Annotated in this window: 18 protein-coding genes; 8 read left to right on the forward strand and 10 right to left on the reverse strand. The window is 60.6% G+C overall.

Annotation, left to right across the window (positions count from 1 at the left end):
• Window positions 1-108 precede the first annotated feature (108 nt).
• Genes GLP52_RS00790 through GLP52_RS00815 form a run of 6 tightly spaced genes read right to left on the reverse strand, consistent with a single transcriptional unit; the run spans window position 109 to window position 5430 of the window.
• On the reverse strand, window positions 109-1434 hold the full coding sequence (locus GLP52_RS00790) for a lyase family protein (protein WP_237271337.1): 1326 nt from the start codon (window positions 1432-1434) through the stop codon (window positions 109-111).
• Window positions 1435-1437: 3 nt separating this feature from the next.
• Window positions 1438-2148 (reverse strand): alpha/beta fold hydrolase, encoded by a 711-nt coding sequence (locus tag GLP52_RS00795; protein WP_093733544.1) that lies wholly within the window; start codon window positions 2146-2148, stop codon window positions 1438-1440.
• Window positions 2141-2929, reverse strand: coding sequence for a 3-oxoadipate enol-lactonase (gene pcaD, locus GLP52_RS00800; RefSeq protein WP_093733545.1), 789 nt, complete (start codon window positions 2927-2929; stop codon window positions 2141-2143). The genes GLP52_RS00795 and pcaD overlap by 8 nt, the downstream gene beginning before the upstream one ends.
• 22 nt (window positions 2930-2951) lie before the next feature.
• Complete coding sequence (locus tag GLP52_RS00805; RefSeq protein WP_237272624.1) at window positions 2952-3923, reverse strand: threonine ammonia-lyase; 972 nt, start codon at window positions 3921-3923, stop codon at window positions 2952-2954.
• Window positions 3920-4744: an alpha/beta fold hydrolase gene (locus tag GLP52_RS00810; RefSeq protein ID WP_093733547.1), complete on the reverse strand. Its 825-nt coding sequence runs from the start codon at window positions 4742-4744 to the stop codon at window positions 3920-3922. Before GLP52_RS00810 ends, GLP52_RS00805 begins: the two co-directional genes overlap by 4 nt.
• Window positions 4744-5430 (reverse strand): haloacid dehalogenase type II, encoded by a 687-nt coding sequence (locus tag GLP52_RS00815; RefSeq protein WP_237271338.1) that lies wholly within the window; start codon window positions 5428-5430, stop codon window positions 4744-4746. Before GLP52_RS00815 ends, GLP52_RS00810 begins: the two co-directional genes overlap by 1 nt.
• Before the next feature lie 184 nt (window positions 5431-5614).
• On the opposite strand from GLP52_RS00815, the gene GLP52_RS00820 reads away from it, so the two are divergent.
• Both GLP52_RS00820 and GLP52_RS00825 read left to right on the forward strand, forming a co-directional pair.
• The gene (locus GLP52_RS00820) at window positions 5615-6043 is read left to right on the forward strand and encodes an FKBP-type peptidyl-prolyl cis-trans isomerase (RefSeq protein ID WP_093733549.1); all 429 of its coding nucleotides are present in this window, start codon (window positions 5615-5617) and stop codon (window positions 6041-6043) included.
• Window positions 6044-6138: 95 nt separating this feature from the next.
• Complete coding sequence (locus tag GLP52_RS00825) at window positions 6139-7251, forward strand: THUMP domain-containing class I SAM-dependent RNA methyltransferase (protein WP_093733550.1); 1113 nt, start codon at window positions 6139-6141, stop codon at window positions 7249-7251.
• A 70-nt stretch (window positions 7252-7321) separates the two neighbouring features.
• On the opposite strand, the gene GLP52_RS00830 is transcribed toward GLP52_RS00825, so the two are convergent.
• From GLP52_RS00830 to fabA, 3 genes are all read right to left on the reverse strand, one after another.
• Entirely contained in the window at window positions 7322-8113 is a 792-nt protein-coding gene (locus tag GLP52_RS00830) for an enoyl-ACP reductase FabI (RefSeq protein WP_093733551.1), read from the reverse strand.
• A 9-nt stretch (window positions 8114-8122) separates the two neighbouring features.
• A complete protein-coding gene (gene fabB / locus GLP52_RS00835; protein ID WP_237271339.1) occupies window positions 8123-9352 on the reverse strand; it encodes a beta-ketoacyl-ACP synthase I in 1230 nt (409 codons plus the stop codon).
• A gap of 163 nt (window positions 9353-9515) precedes the next feature.
• Complete coding sequence (fabA, locus tag GLP52_RS00840) at window positions 9516-10025, reverse strand: bifunctional 3-hydroxydecanoyl-ACP dehydratase/trans-2-decenoyl-ACP isomerase (protein ID WP_093733553.1); 510 nt, start codon at window positions 10023-10025, stop codon at window positions 9516-9518.
• A gap of 193 nt (window positions 10026-10218) precedes the next feature.
• Between fabA and irrA the strand changes: the two genes are divergently transcribed.
• Complete coding sequence (irrA, locus tag GLP52_RS00845; RefSeq protein ID WP_093733554.1) at window positions 10219-10638, forward strand: iron response transcriptional regulator IrrA; 420 nt, start codon at window positions 10219-10221, stop codon at window positions 10636-10638.
• A 61-nt stretch (window positions 10639-10699) separates the two neighbouring features.
• Here irrA and GLP52_RS00850 read toward each other — a convergent pair whose 3' ends face one another.
• Window positions 10700-11572, reverse strand: coding sequence for a glycosyltransferase family 2 protein (locus GLP52_RS00850; protein WP_237271340.1), 873 nt, complete (start codon window positions 11570-11572; stop codon window positions 10700-10702).
• Window positions 11573-11686: 114 nt separating this feature from the next.
• Between GLP52_RS00850 and miaB the strand changes: the two genes are divergently transcribed.
• The 5 genes from miaB to ybeY all read left to right on the forward strand — a co-directional run bounded on the left by miaB (window position 11687) and on the right by ybeY (window position 15864).
• Window positions 11687-13006, forward strand: coding sequence for a tRNA (N6-isopentenyl adenosine(37)-C2)-methylthiotransferase MiaB (gene miaB / locus GLP52_RS00855; RefSeq protein WP_093733556.1), 1320 nt, complete (start codon window positions 11687-11689; stop codon window positions 13004-13006).
• Between the two features lie 264 nt (window positions 13007-13270).
• Window positions 13271-13801, forward strand: a complete 531-nt coding sequence (locus tag GLP52_RS00860) for an OmpA family protein (RefSeq protein WP_272903387.1) — start codon at window positions 13271-13273, stop codon at window positions 13799-13801.
• Window positions 13802-13816: 15 nt separating this feature from the next.
• A complete protein-coding gene (locus tag GLP52_RS00865) occupies window positions 13817-14128 on the forward strand; it encodes a hypothetical protein (protein ID WP_093733558.1) in 312 nt (103 codons plus the stop codon).
• A gap of 154 nt (window positions 14129-14282) precedes the next feature.
• The gene (locus tag GLP52_RS00870) at window positions 14283-15272 is read left to right on the forward strand and encodes a PhoH family protein (protein ID WP_093733559.1); all 990 of its coding nucleotides are present in this window, start codon (window positions 14283-14285) and stop codon (window positions 15270-15272) included.
• A gap of 67 nt (window positions 15273-15339) precedes the next feature.
• A complete protein-coding gene (gene ybeY, locus GLP52_RS00875) occupies window positions 15340-15864 on the forward strand; it encodes an rRNA maturation RNase YbeY (protein ID WP_237271341.1) in 525 nt (174 codons plus the stop codon).

Here is a 15864-nt window from a genome sequence, read left to right on the forward strand (position 1 = left end):
CAGCTTGCTGTAGGATCGTGCCCGACCCCTCATGACATTTCCAAATGGCTTTAAATCCCGGGGGACCGGGGGCTGGCCCCCGTCGCCGCTCCGCGCCAATCGCTGGGACTACAGTGCACGTGCACGCGCCACGAAAGCCACTGCATCTGCGGGGGCCTGTCCCATCTGGATCGACGGGTCGAACAGGTCTTCGGCCACGTCGGGATAATCTGCCCGCACCAGATCGGCCAGCGGCACCTGCTTTGCCATTGCGTCCTGACACAGCTGTTTTGTGATCTTCTGAGCTTGGGGGCGAGGCATGGTTTCGGCCAGCGCAAAGCTGAGCGCTTCGGCGTGGATCAACCCCAAACCATCGGTCAGCGCGCTGTGCATTTTGACAGGATGCGGCGTCAGCCCCGCAACGAGCGTTTTGGCATGGGTCAGGGCTGCGGCAAGGCTCAACGTCAATTGCGGTACGGCCATCCATTCGGCAAACCACGCACCGCCGTCGCGCTGGTGCTGGTGCGCGGCAGCGGCCTGAAGCGTGGCACGCTGGCCGGTGAACTGATGCCCCAAGGCGACAATTGCGGAGGGCGCTACTGGGTTCTGCTTTTGCGGCATGGTGGACGAGGCACCAGCCGCGCCAAGGGCAAGCTCGGCGGTTTCGGTCATGGTCAGCGCCAGCGTGCTTTGCGCGATATGCGCCAGCGCTGCCATCACGCGGCCCTGCCAATCGGCGATGCGCAGCACGGGGCCACGGTCCACATGCCAGCTGCGCCCGGGATCCCTCAGGCCAAGCGCTTGGGCCAGTTGCGCACGCGTCTCGGCGGCTGTCGGGCCAAGCGCCGATCCCGTGCCAGCCGCCCCCGATAGGGACACGAACAGCGACCCTTCGCGGAGCGCCTCAAGCTGGTCCAGCGCATCACACAGCGGCATGCCCCATTCGGCCAGAACCGCGCCCCAGCTGGTGGGAGTGGCGTGTTGACCGTAGGTGCGGGCGGGCATCGGCAGGGACTGGTGCTGTTCGGCACCTGCCGCAAAGGTCGCGATGATGTCGCGCAGGTCCGTTTCGGCCAGCTTAAGCGCCTGGCGCAGTCGCAGCATCAGCGCGGTATCGATGATATCCTGACTTGTGGCCCCCCAATGCACATGCTGAGCAAATTCCGGTGCCTGCATTTCGGCGCGGAACTGGGCCAACAGTCCCGGTACAGACACGCCGTTTTCCCCCGTAGAGGCCGCAATCGCGCCGGGATCGACCTGAATTTCCAGCGAGGCACGGTGGATCGCGGCGGCGCTCAGTTCGGGGATGACGCCAAGGCTGCCTTGTACTTTGGCCAACGCGCCTTCGACCAGCAGCATCGCGCGGATCGCAGCGGTGTCGGAAAACAGCCGCCCCGCGTCACCGGTGTTGAAAAGTTGTGCGAACAGGGGGCTGTCAAAGACGCTGGCGGCCATGGGTTACCTCGGAATGATATCGTCGATGATCCGCGCCAGACCGGCGGGATCGGTAAAGAAGGGTGAATGCCCGCAGGCCATTTCATGAACATCCGCGCTTGGCCAGTCCTTCGTCATCGTGACCTGATAGGCGGGCGGGATGGTGCGGTCGTCCATACAGCGGATATAGCTGCGCGGCATGGCATCGGCGCGCGCGGTATCGGGCAGGGGTTTGATCGTCGGGGCAACGGCCTGTGCGCAGAGCCGAGCAGCCGCAAAGCCCGCGACGTCCGGTGGGCAATCGTGATAGAAAAGCGTCTCGGTCATGGCGGTATCAAGGGTAAAGCTTTTACCATCCGGTGCCAGACGTACGGCGGGCATCAAGGGTTGGCTCGGGGCCTGTTTGCGCATTTCTGCCAGCGATAGCCCCGCAGCGGGGACATAGGCGCATAGATAGATCAGCCGCGCCATTGCGCTTGGATCTTTTTGCGCCGCAGCGCCGATGGCGAAGCCACCCATCGAATGCCCGACCACCACCGTTTCGGGGGTAGAGGCTGCAAGCACCGCGTTGGCATAGCCGTCCAGCGTTACCGCGTTGACGGGGGTGGTGTCGTCGCCGTGGCTTGGCAAGTCGATGGCGCGCGGGCTGTGCCCAAGCGCACGCAGCGCCGGGATCAGATCGCGCCAGCACCATGCGCCGTGGCATGATCCGTGAACCAATAGAATATCAGACATGTCCTACGCTTTCTAAAAACTCGGTCAGCAGATCCGCGTATTCCTGCGGGTGCTCGACACAGGGCAGGTGGCCGGCCTTGCGGATGATCTTGAACTTCGCCCCGGGGATGAGATCGATTGTTTCGCGTACCAGATCAGGCGGAGTGGACCCGTCATCGGAACCCGCTATCCCCAGCACCGGCAGGCGCAGCGCTGCCGTGGGGGTATAAAAATCTGTGCCCGATATCGCGGCAGAGCATCCCGCGTAGCCTTCGGCCGGTTGACGCACGACCATGTTGCGCCAAAGTTCAATTTCAGGCGTGGCGCGGAAGGGGGCGGCGAACCAGCGTTCCATGATCGTGTCGGCCATCGGTTCAATCCCGCTGTCCTGCACGGCGCGCACGCGGTCGGCCCACATATCCTTGGTGCCGATCTTGGCGGCGGTATTCGACAGCACCATCGCGCGGATCAGGTCCAGCCGCTTGGTCGCGAGCCCTTGGGCAATCATCCCGCCGATCGACAGCCCGACAAAGACGCAGTCCTTTACGCCCAGATGATCCAGCAGCTTTTCCGTATCGCCGATCAGCGCACCCATCGCATAGGGCGCAGGCGGACAAGACGACAGTCCATGACCGCGTTTGTCAAATCGGATGATACGCAGTCCCTTGGGCAGCAGCGGCAGGATCGGGTCCCAAAGGCGCAGATCGGTGCCCAGTGAATTGGCAAACACGACAGGCGCGCCATCGTCAGGGCCATCCACGCGGTAATGCAGGCGCACATCGCCGGTATCGAAAATATTCATATCAGAACCTCCTCAGGGGGTATCAATCAAGGGTGGCGAGCGCGCGGGTAAAAACATCAGTATCCACATTCCCGCCTGATATCGTGACGATCACATCATCGCCTTCGATCTCGCCCCTGCGAAACAGAGCGGCGGCAAGGGCGACGGCACCGCCAGGTTCTGCCACAAGTTTCAGCCGGTTGAACGCATGGCCAATCGCCTGCAGCGCCTCGTCATCAGTGACGACAAGGCCGGGGCCACACAACCGTTTGAGGATTGGAAAAGTCAGGTCGCCCGGTTGCGGCGTAACAATGGCATCGCAAATCGACCCGCCAAGCGCGGCGTTGCGCGTGATCTCTCCTGCGGCCAGTGACCGCGCTGCATCATCAAAACCTTCGGGTTCGGCGGTGCGGACGCGCAGCCCCGGTGCGTCAGCTTCCAGCGCCAGCGCAATGCCAGAGGTCAGCCCTCCGCCACCACAGCAGACAATCACATCGGCACAGGCGATCCCCGCCTCGGCGGCCTGCTGCGCGATCTCGAGCCCGGTGGTCCCCTGACCTGCAATGACCAGCGGATCGTCGAACGGTTTGATCAGCGTCAGTTCCCTTTCCTGCGCCATAGCCGCGCCAATCGCATCGCGGTCCTCGGTCATGCGGTCATATAGCACCACTTCGGCCCCAAGCGCTCTGGTGTTGGCGATCTTCAGACGGGGCGCATCGGCGGGCATGATGATCACGGCAGGCACCCCATGCAGCTTGGCCGCATAGGCAACCCCTTGAGCGTGATTGCCGCTGGAAAAGGCGATAACCCCCTTGGCGCGTACGGATGTCTCCAGTGCTGACACCGCCGACCAGCCGCCGCGAAACTTGAAGCTGCCGGTGTGTTGCAAACACTCGGGCTTGACCCAAACGCGCCGCCCCGCGATGTCATCCAGAAACGGAGAGTTCAGCAAAGGCGTGCGCCGCACGTGCCCCTCCAACCGCCGCGCTGCCGCGCGGATCATGTCGATGTTCATTGCATCATCCCGATCCATTCGTTCAAGGCCTCAACCGCCTCGGGTTCGTCCAGAAACGGAATATGCCCGCGCCCCGGCACCCTTGCGACCACCATATCAGGGCGGCGGCGTTCCATCTCTTGCAGGGTTTCCTCGCTCAGCAGATTGGACGCCATGCCACGGATGCAGGCAATCGGCAGCCCGTCAAACGCGTCAAAGAAAGGCCAAAGATCGGGCGAGGGCGCTGAAAACGCCTTGGCCACCGCATCGCGCAAATGCTTGTCATAGGTGATCTGCAAGCCGCTTTCGGTCTGGGTGTAGTGCTTTTGCGCTTCCTCCAGCCAGCGGCTGTCGGGCACATTTTCAAATTCTGGGAACACACGCGGCATGGCGGCGGCGGCTTCGGCATGGGTCTTGGCGGCGGGGTTGCGGCCAATGAATTCCATGATGAAATCCAGCCCCTGCGGGTCGATATGTGGCCCGACATCGTTAAAGGCGACGCCCAGCAACCGGTTCTTGGCTGCCTTGGCCAACCCCAACCCATTCAGTCCCCCGCGTGACGTCCCAAGCACGGCGACCTTGTCGATCCCCAGATGGTCCAGCAGCTCCAACGCGTCGCGGCATTCAACGGGGGGGGAATAATGCGACCAGTCGGGATCAAAGTCGGAATGCCCCCGCCCGCGATAATCCATCTTGATCAGACGCACGTTTTTCAGATGCGGGGTTACATAGTCGAAATCCGCCGTGGTTCGCGTCAAACCGGCAAGGCAGAGAATCGGTAGCCCCTGACCTTCATCGGCAAAATAGAGCGATAGCCCGTCGGATGTGGTGAAATGAGCCATTATACGCCTGCCAGTTCTGGGATGCCGTTCAGGTCCTGCAGCACATGAACGGGCTTCCATGGTAAACGGTCCATCGGTTCGCCCGCACGGTTGACCCAGGCGGTCGTGAAGCCAAAGCCGGTTGCCGCCGCTGCATCCCAGCCATTGGACGATACAAACAGCACTTGTGATGGCGTGCAGCCGAACTTTTGGCCGACCAGTTCATAGACACGCGCATCAGGCTTGAAGATTCCTACGCTTTCGACCGACAAAACGGCATCCAGCGTGTCGGCCAGACCGGCGGATGACACCGCCCCTTCGAGCATCGCCGGCGACCCGTTCGATAGGATTGCCGTGTTCAATCCCTTATCCTTCAATTTTTTCAGCATCTTAGGCACTTCGGGAAATGCCTGAAGCTCCCAGTACAACGCCAGCAAACGAGCGCGCAGGGCAGGGTTGTCGTCGTGCCCGGTCTTTTCTAGTGCCCAGTCCAGACCCTCTTGGGTGACCTGCCAGAAATCATCATGGGTACCGGTGACAGCGCGCAGCCAAGAGTAGCTTAACTGCTTTTGTCGCCAATGTTCCGCGACCTGTGGCCAGCTGTCTTTTATCGCTGCAAAGTCCGGCTCTGATGCGGCTTGCCGTGCGGCGGCGGCCACATCGAACAAGGTACCATATGCATCGAACACGCATGTTGTTATCGCCATGATTTTCCCCCCTGAAATATCCTGCCGCGAGACTGTCACGCGCCGTCCGAACAGAAAAGGCCGAAAAACTGGCCGCAGGGGGGTTTACGACAGGGAGCAGGCTTGAAACACTGCGCGCCGAACCCGGAGCACCCGCGCAGATACGCGGCCTCCTGTATTTTCCCTTTATGGATCGGAGCTTTCTATGACGCAGGTTAAATCCGGCGATACCGTTGCTATTCACTATACTGGTACGTTGCTTGACGGCAGCACCTTCGACAGCTCGGAAGGGCGCGAGCCTTTGGAATTCACGGTTGGGTCCGGCCAGATCATCCCCGGCCTCGACACCGCGATGCCCGGGATGGAAGTCGGCGAGAAGAAAGTCGTCAAAATTGACAGCGCTGATGCCTACGGCGATGTGAACCCCGAGATGCGTCAGGCCGTGCCGCGCGAAGGCATCCCTGCGGATATCCCGCTGGAAATCGGCACGCAGCTGCAGATGCAAACCCCCGACGGGCAGGCGATGCCGGTGATGGTTGTCGAAGTCGACGACTCCACTGTCACACTTGATGCGAACCACCCGCTGGCAGGCAAAGACCTGCAGTTCGACATCGAACTGGTAAAAATCGCCTAAACAGGCCCATACAGTCCGGCGCTTTTGATCGCGCCGGACTGTCTTGTCCCAAGAAACCGCTCGAAACCTCGCGCGCCGCGCAGTATGCAGCGGTTATGGACAGTCAAAACACCTTCGACATTTTTATCGTGGCCACCCCCGGTCTGGAAGACATGCTTCTGGCCGAGGTGACAGAGAAAGGCTTTGCCAATCCCGTCACCACGCCCGGCGGGATCACGGTGCAGGGCGACTGGCCCGAGGTATGGCGCGCGAACCTGCAACTGCGCGGTGCCTCGCGCGTGCTGGCGCGGATCGGGTCCTTCATGGCGTTCCATCTGGCGCAACTGGACAAACGTGCACGCAAGTTCCCCTGGGGCGATGTGCTGCGCGCAGATGTGCCGTTACGGGTACAGGTGACCACGAAAGCCTCTAAAATCTACCACGCCGGTGCCGCGACACAGCGGATTGAAACCGCCCTGCGCGAAAGCCTCGGGGTGACGATCTCGCCCGAAGCGGCGCTCGTGCTCAAGGTGCGGATCGACGACAATGTAGTGACCATCAGCCTCGATACCTCGGGCGAGTCGCTGCACAAGCGCGGCCACAAGGAAGCCGTCGGCAAAGCGCCGATGCGCGAGAACCTAGCCTATCTGATGCTGCGTCAAGCGGGGTACACCGGCACCGAGACTGTGGTCGACCCGATGTGCGGCTCAGGTACGTTCGTGATCGAGGCCGCCGAGATCGCCATGGGCCTGAACCCCGGCCGCTCGCGCCATTTCGCTTTCGAGGACCTCGCCAGCTTTGATCCCGATCAATGGGCCGCCATGCGTGACGATACCGCCACGTCGACGCCGCTGCGGTTCTACGGTTCCGACCGTGACGCCGGTGCCGTCCGGATGAGCAGGATGAACGCGGAACGGGCAGGGGTATCAGAGGCGGTGCAGTTCGAAAACCACGCCGCGGGGGAGCTGACCCCGCCAGACGGACCGCCGGGCCTTGTCATGGTGAATCCGCCCTACGGCGGCCGCATCGGTAACAAGAAACTGCTTTATCCGCTTTATGGAACGCTTGGGCAAACGCTGCTCACGCGCTTCAAGGGCTGGCGCGTCGGCCTCGTCACATCGGAACCGCCCTTGGCCAAAGCCACCGGCCTGCCGTGGAAACCCCAAGGCCCCGCCATCGCACACGGCGGCATGAAGGTCTGGCTCTACCAAACCCCGCCCCTACGCTAAACGCGACGCCCTATTTCCAAATGGTCTAAAATCCCGGGGTCCGGGGCAGCGCCCCGGTCCGCCAGTACCGTCAAAGATGTTCGGCCTGTGGCATCCCCAGCACATGGAACCCGCCATCCACGCGGATGATCTCGCCCGTGGTGCAGGCACCGGCATCCGAGGCCAGATAGACCGCTGTCCCGCCAACAGCTTCAAGTGTCGCGTTGGACCGCAAGGGGGCGTTCATGTCGGTGTGTTTATAAGTCTTGCGCGCGCCGCCAATCGCGGCACCGGCAAGCGTTTTCATCGGGCCGGGGCTGATTGCGTTGACGCGGATGCCTTCGGGCCCCAGATCATTCGCCAGATAGCGCGTGGCACTTTCCAGTGCGGCTTTGGCTACGCCCATCACATTGTAGTTCGGCGTTACGCGGTTTGATCCCATATAGGTCAGCGTCAGCAGCGTGCCGCCATTCTCGACCATCAGCGGATGCGCCCGCCGTGCGACCTCGATGAAAGAATAGGCCGAAATATCCATCGAGTTTTTAAAGTTCTCGCGGCTGGTGTTCAGGAAGCGGCCTGTCAGCTCGGACTTGTCGGAAAACGCGATGGCGTGGACAACGAAGTCGATCGTGGACCACCGCGCGCCCAGTTGGTCAAACGCGGCATCAAGCGAAGCATCATCGGTCACGTCGACATCGACCATGAAATCCGACCCGACACTCTGCGCCAGAGGCTCAAGACGCTTCCCAAAGGCTTCGCCCTGATAGGTGAAGGCCAGTTCCGCACCGGCTTCGGCCATTGCCTTGGCAATACCCCAAGCGATGGAGCGTTCGTTCGCGACGCCCATAATCAGGCCGCGTTTTCCTTTAAGCATTTCTGACATTTGCTGTCCTTACTCTTGGAACTTGGAAAGGATCATCGATCCGTTGGTGCCGCCGAACCCGAAGGAGTTGGTCATCACCGAATCCAGACCGGCATTGTCCACACGCTCTAGCGCGATTTCGGACGGGTCCAGTTTCGGGTCCAGATCAACGACGTTGATGGATTTCGTGATAAAGTCATGTTTCAGCATCAACAGGCAGAACACAGCCTCTAGTGCGCCGGCGGCCCCTTGGGCGTGGCCGGTCATCGACTTGGTGGAGCTGACGGGTGGCGTGCTGCCTTTGCCAAAGACGCGGCGGACTGCTTCGATCTCGCCCACATCGCCGACTGGTGTGGATGTGCCGTGAGCGTTGATATAGCCGACCTTACGGCCCTCGGGCAGGGTTTCCAGCGCCAGACGCATGGCGCGTTCGCCGCCCTCGCCAGAGGGGGCTACCATGTCGTGACCGTCAGATGTCGCCGCATAGCCGGTGACTTCGGCATAGATCGTGGCACCGCGCGCCTTGGCGTGTTCAAGTTCTTCGAGCACCAACATGCCGCCGCCGCCCGAAATGACGAACCCGTCACGGTTGGCGTCAAAGGCGCGGCTCGCTGTTTCAGGGGCGTCGTTATACTTGCTGCTCATCGCGCCCATGGCGTCGAACAGGCAGGACAGCGTCCAGTCCAGCTCTTCGCCGCCGCCTGCGAACATCACGTCTTGCTTGCCTAGCATGATCTGTTCCGCTGCGTTGCCGATGCAATGCAGCGAGGTAGAGCAGGCCGAGGTGATGGAATAGTTGATGCCTTTGATCTTGAAGGCGGTCGACAGGTTCGCGCTGACGGTGGACGACATGCACTTTGGCACAGCAAACGGCCCGATACGCTTGGTCGCGCCGGTGTCACGCACAACGTTATGCGCGGTGAACAGCGCCGAAGTCGACGGCCCGCCGGAGCCCGCCACAAGGCCGGTGCGCGGGTTGCTGATCTGGTCTTCGCTCAAACCGGCATCTGCGATCGCTTGCTGCATGGCGATATAGGCATAAGCCGCGCCGCCGCCCATGAAGCGCAGCGCGCGTTTGTCGATGTGGTCGGCCACATCAATCTTGAGCGTCCCCGCAACGCGGCTGCGAAAGCCGTGCTCTGTCATTTCGGGGCTGGCGACGATGCCGCTGGTCCCGTCTTTAAGCGATGCCAGAACTTCTTCTGCATTGTTTCCGATGGACGAGACAATTCCCAATCCTGTGACAACGACGCGGCGCATGGGCTGCACTCCCTTGATCTGTGTGGGGCGGGTGCCCTCTTGATGCTGCGCGGCCCGCACGCTTGTCGCGGGGCCGCACGTTCGTTTCCCGTTTGCCGCCTATGGGGCGACAAATCAAGTCATCAGTCTGTCTGGATGATCAGCAAGATGATCGGATGTCCGCTCAGCTCTCGCTTAGCGCGACCTTCATGTCTTTGACCTGATAGATCACTTCGCCGTCAGCTTCGACGATGCCATCGGCAACGCCCATGGTTAGGCGACGGGTCTGGATCGCTTTGGTAAAGTCGATCTTGTAGGTCAGCAACTTGCGGTCAGGGCGTACCATACCGGTCAGTTTCACTTCGCCGACACCAAGCGCATAGCCGCGCCCCTGCCAGCCGCGCCAGCCAAGGTTAAAGCCGGTCAGCTGCCACAGGCCATCAAGGCCCAAGCAGCCGGGCATGATCGGGTTGCCGGGGAAGTGGCAGTCAAAGAACCACAGGTCAGGCGTGATGTCGAATTCCGCCGTGATGTGCCCTTTGCCGTGGGCACCGCCATCGGCGGATACGTCTGTGATCCGGTCCATCATCAACATCGGCGGGGCGGGCAGCTGCGCGTTGCCTTCGCCGAAAAGCTCGCCACGGGCGCATTTGAGCAGGGCTTCTTTGTCAAAGCTGGTGGGGTAGTCGGCCATAATATCGCGGCTCCTGAAGGCTGAATTTCAAATCCCGGCAGGTTTAGCATTGCGCACCGCAGGCCCGCAAGGGCGCAGGCGGATCGCATTTACGCCACGGCGCAGGGCGGTGCTGGCAGGTGTTTCGGGATTTCCGTTTGAAAACCATCGCCATTGCCCCTTATATATAGCGCATGAGAGGTACTTATAGCCAATGACCCAAACAACACAGCAGATCAGTTCTGAGTGGCTTGCCAAGGCGGGCCTGCGTCCCACGCGGCAGCGCATGACGCTGGCGCATCTGTTGGTGGGCGACGGTCAGCACCGCCATGTCACCGCCGAAAGCCTGTTTGACGCGGCCAAGGGGCAGGGCGATGCCGTGTCGCTGGCAACCGTCTACAACACCCTGCGCGCTTTTTGCGATGCGGGGCTGATGCAAGAAGTCACGGTTGACGGGTCCAAAAGCTATTTCGATACCAACACCCATGATCACCCCCATTTCTTCTGGGAGGACGAGGCACGCCTATCCGATGCGCCCTCTGACCAGTTGGTGATCGCGCAGTTGCCCGACGCCCCCGAAGGGGCCGAGATCGCATCGGTTGATGTGGTGATCCGCCTGCGCCGGAAGGTTTAGGCCGCGACGGGTAATCGGGTGCCGGTGTATTTCACCACCTGCATCGCGCTATAGCCACGCCCTAAAACCATTGTCCCGGTTCCATCAGGCCCAGATCCAGCAGCTGCCGTGAATGCCATTCAAACGGCGCAGAGTTGTGCCATTTGAAGCTGGCGATACTGTCTCTGCTGCCCGGATTGGACTTAAGCGCCTTGGCCGTGCGGAACGAGCAGACGGAGGCTGTGATATTGTGATGCCACGGGCAGGCGTAGGTGTTGTATTCCTGATCCGATAACGTGTGATCGCCAAGCATCCGCAAGCCGGGTTTGGCGCGGAATAGGGAAATACGGTCGATCTTGCGCCGCGCCGCTGGCACGTGTTCCTCAAAGCGCCACCGTAATCCGCCAAAGAAATCCAACTGTCGCTCTTTGGGGGCGGCGTCAGGCGTCTCTTGACGGGCCAGCGCGTAATAGCCGGACCGATCCATAAAGGCATTGTCCAAGGACACGGCGTTGGGTGCCGTTTCAAGATCATCTGCGTAGAGGTCGACGACATAGGTCAACATCGCATCGCGGCGCTCTTCGGTGTGAAAGGCCAGCATCTCGCCCACGGTGCGCGTCTCGCAGAAGGGGTAGAACAGGTATTCCGCGTTATAGCAGACATACAGCCATTGCCCCGGCGCGGCCTCGATCACGGCGTTCACCGCATCTAGCAACGCGCCATCGCGGTCCATGTCGTAATCCACGCGCAGCACGCCTTTGCTTTCGGCCACATCGCGGGCCAGTGCAAAGCTGGGGGGCATAAAGGCAACCAACGTGCCGAACCCAAGCTGCTGGTGATGGCGCAACGTCGTCTCGATCTCTACCGCGTCCTCGACCATGATGAGAGCAATGGGCCCCTTGCTCAGCACCGTTTTGCTGTCACTGATAAAATGGTCAAGACTGCGGTATTGCATGACACCCCGGTGGAAACTGCGCTTTGTCCTAAATCTGTCAAATCGGGACGCATTGCAAGAGAACGCTGGCGCTGTTAGACCGCGCTTTTGCACCTTTGATCAACGGACCCTGCCATGACCGCGCCAAAAAAGCTGTTCATCAAGACCTACGGCTGCCAGATGAACGTCTACGATAGTGAACGTATGGCCGAGTCTCTGGGCGATACTTACGTCGAGACAAAAACCGCAGCCGATGCGGATATGATCCTGCTGAACACCTGTCACATCCGTGAAAAAGCGGCCGAAAAAGTCTATTCCGAGCTGGGCCGTCTGAAGCCACTGAAAGAGCTGAACCCCGATCTAAAGATCGGCGTGGCCGGTTGCGTGGCGCAGGCCGAAGGGGCAGAGATCATGCGCCGTCAACCGGCTGTTGATCTGGTCGTAGGGCCGCAATCCTATCACCGGCTCCCCGCGATGGAGGCCCGCGTGCGGTCGGGCAAGACCGCGCTAGATACGGATTTCCCCGAAGAAGACAAATTCGAAAAGTTGAAAGGCCGCGGCAAGGCGAAACGTGCACCCTCTGCATTTCTGACCGTGCAAGAAGGGTGCGACAAGTTCTGCGCCTTCTGCGTGGTGCCCTATACCCGCGGTGCCGAAGTCTCGCGCCCTGCAACCCGCGTGCTGACCGAAGCGCGCGAACTGGTAGAACGCGGCGTGCGCGAGGTCACTTTGCTGGGTCAGAACGTCAACGCCTATCACGGCGTGGGCGCAGAGGGCGCGGATTACACGCTCGCCCGTCTGATCAAGGAGCTGGCCAAGATCGACGGGCTGGAGCGGATCCGCTATACCACCAGCCACCCCAACGACATGGACGACGCGCTGATCGCGGCACATGGCGAGATCGACAAGCTAATGCCCTATCTGCACCTGCCCGTGCAATCCGGCTCGGACCGTATCCTCAAGCGGATGAACCGCAGCCACACCGCCGAAAGCTATCTGCGGCTGATCGAACGCATCCGCGCCGCACGTCCCGATATCGTGATGTCGGGCGATTTCATCGTTGGCTTCCCTGAAGAAACCGACGCGGATTTCGAGGCCACGATGGAACTCGTGCGCGAGGTCAAATACGGCTATGCCTATTCGTTCAAATACTCGACCCGCCCCGGCACCCCCGCCGCCGAACGCCCGCAGGTAGAGGCCGCCGTGGCCGATGAGCGCCTGCAACGTCTGCAAGGCCTTATCACCGGCCAACAGCGCGAGATCCAGAACAGCATGGTCGGCCGAGACCTGTCTGTACTGGTGGAAAAAACCGGCCGCGAGGCAGGGCAGATGGTGGGCAAATCAGAATACCTCCATTCCGTGCATATTGACGACGCGCAGGCCGAAGTTGGTGATGTTGTGCGTGTCAGAATCGTTGATGCCAAAACCAATTCACTGACCGCACGACAAATTTAAGTGTCGCAGGCCGCGCTTTGCCCGCTTTGATTGTAGACCAAAACGGCTGCAATCGCGGGTAAATGGCGTAAGTGTGGCAGTAATATAGTAAATATGGCCGCATTCGCGCTTCACAGAGCCTCGTTTACCTCCTAATCTTACAACATATAGCGGACGACCATGGTGCCTGGGGTATCTTTGGGTTTTCCGACTGGGGGACAGAAGAAAAGGACGAGGGCTGTGTTCAATACAATTTCCAAGGGGCTACGGCTGTTTGCGGGCACCATGATCGCCGCGACATTCGTGCTTCAGGCATCTGCTGCCGATGCACAAACAAGATCTCAACAGGGCCGCGACAAGGGCCAGTATATTCCAACGATCTGGGTTGATCCCGACGGGTGCGAACACTGGGTTATGGATGACGGTGCCGAAGGCTACATGACGCCGCATGTCACACGTCAGGGTATTCCGGTCTGCCGCCGGGGGAACGTCTGCGGCGTAATGAACACGGATCAGTTTTTCAAGACTGACAGCTACCGCGTGCACCCGCAAGGCCGCGCACGTCTGGCCGAATTCTTCAAGTCGACAGGTGCTGTGTCCTATATCGTCAGCGGTCACACCGACAGCCGTGCGTCGGATGCCTATAACATGAAGCTGTCGCTGAACCGTGCCAATGCTGTCGCTAGTATTGCACAGCAGTCGGGGGCCCGCATCGCGGATGTTCGCGGCTACGGCGAGCGGATGCCAGCAGCGTCCAACGGCACATCGGGCGGTATGGCTAAGAACCGCCGCGTCGAAATCATCTGCATTCGCTAAGGGGACAGTAACGTGATGAAAGCTAAGATTATGATGGTCACCGCCTGCGCCCTGACACTGGGTGCTTGCGCTGACTACGAAGGCCGGGGCTACCCCGCCGATAAATCCGTTGACCGCGGTTTCGACAAAAAGCACCTGAGCCAGCTTCAGGCCGGTATCTGGGTCGACCCCAATGGCTGCGACCACTGGATCATCGACGATGGCGTCGAAGGCTACCTAAGCCAACGCTTGGACAAATACGGCAAGCCGGTCTGCTCTGGCGTGGCCCAGCCCACCTATACGGCGGGCGACTTCAAAGGCGGCTCGCGCGTCCGAGATCCCAACTGATCTTGCGACCACTCCTGCACATAGGATCGGGCCGGCGCGTTTTACGCTCCGGCCCTTTTTTGTCGGTGCCAAGGGGTACACAGTTTGAAAACATGTCCCATATTAATCCAAAGACATCTCCAATTAGGAAAACGCTTTGCCATCTAGTGATACAATGACATCTCCTGCCTCTCACGCGCAGCAGCTTGAATTTCCGGATAACCGGCTGCTGATCGACCTGTGCGGCCCCTATGACGCCAATCTGACCGCCGTAGAAACGGCGCTCGAGGTGCAGATTGTGCGCCGGGGCAACCAGCTGTCAGTGATTGGCGATGATGACGCGGCGACGCGTGCCGTGGCGGTGCTGAACGGGCTTTATGCTCGGCTTGAAGGCGGGCGCAGTGTCGAACCTGCGGATGTCACCAGCCTGTTGCGCATGGGTGATTCCGCGGCAGGGACAGGCGTGCGTCCGGGCGACCAGATCGAGATGCCCAATCTTGGCGGCGTCGAAATCCAGACCCGCAAGAAACGTGTCGAACCGCGCACCGCTGCACAAAAGGCCTATGTGCAATCGCTGTTCGACAATGAACTGGCCTTTGGCATCGGGCCTGCCGGTACGGGCAAAACATATCTGGCCGTGGCTGTGGGCGTGTCGATGTTCATTGGCGGCCATGTTGATCGCATTATCCTGTCGCGCCCCGCGGTCGAGGCGGGCGAGAAGCTAGGCTATCTGCCCGGCGATATGAAGGACAAGGTCGATCCCTACATGCAGCCGCTCTATGATGCGCTCAACGACTTCTTGCCCGGCAAACAGCTGGCCAAGCTGATCGAAGAGAAAAAGATCGAGATCGCACCGCTGGCCTTCATGCGCGGGCGGACCTTGTCCAACGCTTTTGTTGTATTGGACGAGGCGCAGAACGCGACCTCTATGCAGATGAAGATGTTCCTGACCCGTTTAGGCGAAGGGTCGCGTATGGTGATTACAGGCGACCGGACCCAGATCGACTTGCCACGCGGCGTGCCGTCGGGGCTGCAAGACGCGGAACGGCTGCTCAAGACGATCCCCAAGATAAGCTTTAATTACTTCACGTCCAAAGACGTAGTACGTCACCCGCTGGTTGCCGCGATCATCGAAGCTTACGAAGCCGATACGGGCCACGCGTAATGTTTGGCTGCTTCATTTTGCCAAATAAACTCCGGGGGGCCGGGGGCTGGCCCCCGGTGGGGCGCTGATGCAGTCGCTGGATGTGATCGAGGAAGACCCGCGTTGGGCCGATCTGGACCTAGAGGCGCTGTGCCCGCGTGTGATATCGACCACGCTGGCGCATCTGTCGCTGGAAGCCAGCGTCGCCGAGGTCACTGTGCTGGCCTGTGACGACGCGCATATCGCGACGCTGAATGCTGATTTCCGCGACAAGCCTACGCCAACCAATGTACTGAGCTGGCCCGCGGAAGAACGCGGTGCCGCGCAGGATGGCGAGATACCGCTGCCGGTCACGCCGGGGTTCGACAAAATGCTGGAACTCGGCGATATCGCGATTTCATATGATACCTGCCACGCCGAGGCAGAGGCCGCAGGCAAGCCGATGGTTGATCATGTGACCCATTTGATTGTTCACGGCGTGCTCCATCTGTTGGGCTATGACCACGAACGGGACGGGGATGCGGCCCTGATGGAACGGTTAGAGGTAGAAATACTTGGTAAATTAGGGTTGGATGACCCATATAGACACGACGCAGCGCAACCGCCTGCCTAA

It is taken from the genome of Sulfitobacter sp. M22 (assembly GCF_021736025.1).
GTDB lineage: Bacteria > Pseudomonadota > Alphaproteobacteria > Rhodobacterales > Rhodobacteraceae > Sulfitobacter > Sulfitobacter litoralis.

What these genes read in the sequence shown, in the direction of transcription:
- fabA (WP_093733553.1), bottom strand. Translation starts at nt 10,025, where the DNA reads ATGGCCGACTACCCCACCAGCTTTGACAAAGAAGCCCTGCTCAAATGC.
- GLP52_RS00820 (WP_093733549.1), top strand. Translation starts at nt 5,615, where the DNA reads ATGACGCAGGTTAAATCCGGCGATACCGTTGCTATTCACTATACTGGT.
- ybeY (WP_237271341.1), top strand. Translation starts at nt 15,340, where the DNA reads ATGCAGTCGCTGGATGTGATCGAGGAAGACCCGCGTTGGGCCGATCTG.
- pcaD (WP_093733545.1), bottom strand. Translation starts at nt 2,929, where the DNA reads ATGAATATTTTCGATACCGGCGATGTGCGCCTGCATTACCGCGTGGAT.
- GLP52_RS00795 (WP_093733544.1), bottom strand. Translation starts at nt 2,148, where the DNA reads ATGTCTGATATTCTATTGGTTCACGGATCATGCCACGGCGCATGGTGC.
- GLP52_RS00825 (WP_093733550.1), top strand. Translation starts at nt 6,139, where the DNA reads ATGGACAGTCAAAACACCTTCGACATTTTTATCGTGGCCACCCCCGGT.
- irrA (WP_093733554.1), top strand. Translation starts at nt 10,219, where the DNA reads ATGACCCAAACAACACAGCAGATCAGTTCTGAGTGGCTTGCCAAGGCG.
- fabB (WP_237271339.1), bottom strand. Translation starts at nt 9,352, where the DNA reads ATGCGCCGCGTCGTTGTCACAGGATTGGGAATTGTCTCGTCCATCGGA.
- GLP52_RS00810 (WP_093733547.1), bottom strand. Translation starts at nt 4,744, where the DNA reads ATGGCTCATTTCACCACATCCGACGGGCTATCGCTCTATTTTGCCGAT.
- GLP52_RS00790 (WP_237271337.1), bottom strand. Translation starts at nt 1,434, where the DNA reads ATGGCCGCCAGCGTCTTTGACAGCCCCCTGTTCGCACAACTTTTCAAC.
- GLP52_RS00815 (WP_237271338.1), bottom strand. Translation starts at nt 5,430, where the DNA reads ATGGCGATAACAACATGCGTGTTCGATGCATATGGTACCTTGTTCGAT.
- miaB (WP_093733556.1), top strand. Translation starts at nt 11,687, where the DNA reads ATGACCGCGCCAAAAAAGCTGTTCATCAAGACCTACGGCTGCCAGATG.
- GLP52_RS00830 (WP_093733551.1), bottom strand. Translation starts at nt 8,113, where the DNA reads ATGTCAGAAATGCTTAAAGGAAAACGCGGCCTGATTATGGGCGTCGCG.
- GLP52_RS00865 (WP_093733558.1), top strand. Translation starts at nt 13,817, where the DNA reads ATGAAAGCTAAGATTATGATGGTCACCGCCTGCGCCCTGACACTGGGT.
- GLP52_RS00860 (WP_272903387.1), top strand. Translation starts at nt 13,271, where the DNA reads ATGATCGCCGCGACATTCGTGCTTCAGGCATCTGCTGCCGATGCACAA.
- GLP52_RS00870 (WP_093733559.1), top strand. Translation starts at nt 14,283, where the DNA reads ATGACATCTCCTGCCTCTCACGCGCAGCAGCTTGAATTTCCGGATAAC.
- GLP52_RS00805 (WP_237272624.1), bottom strand. Translation starts at nt 3,923, where the DNA reads ATGAACATCGACATGATCCGCGCGGCAGCGCGGCGGTTGGAGGGGCAC.
- GLP52_RS00850 (WP_237271340.1), bottom strand. Translation starts at nt 11,572, where the DNA reads ATGCAATACCGCAGTCTTGACCATTTTATCAGTGACAGCAAAACGGTG.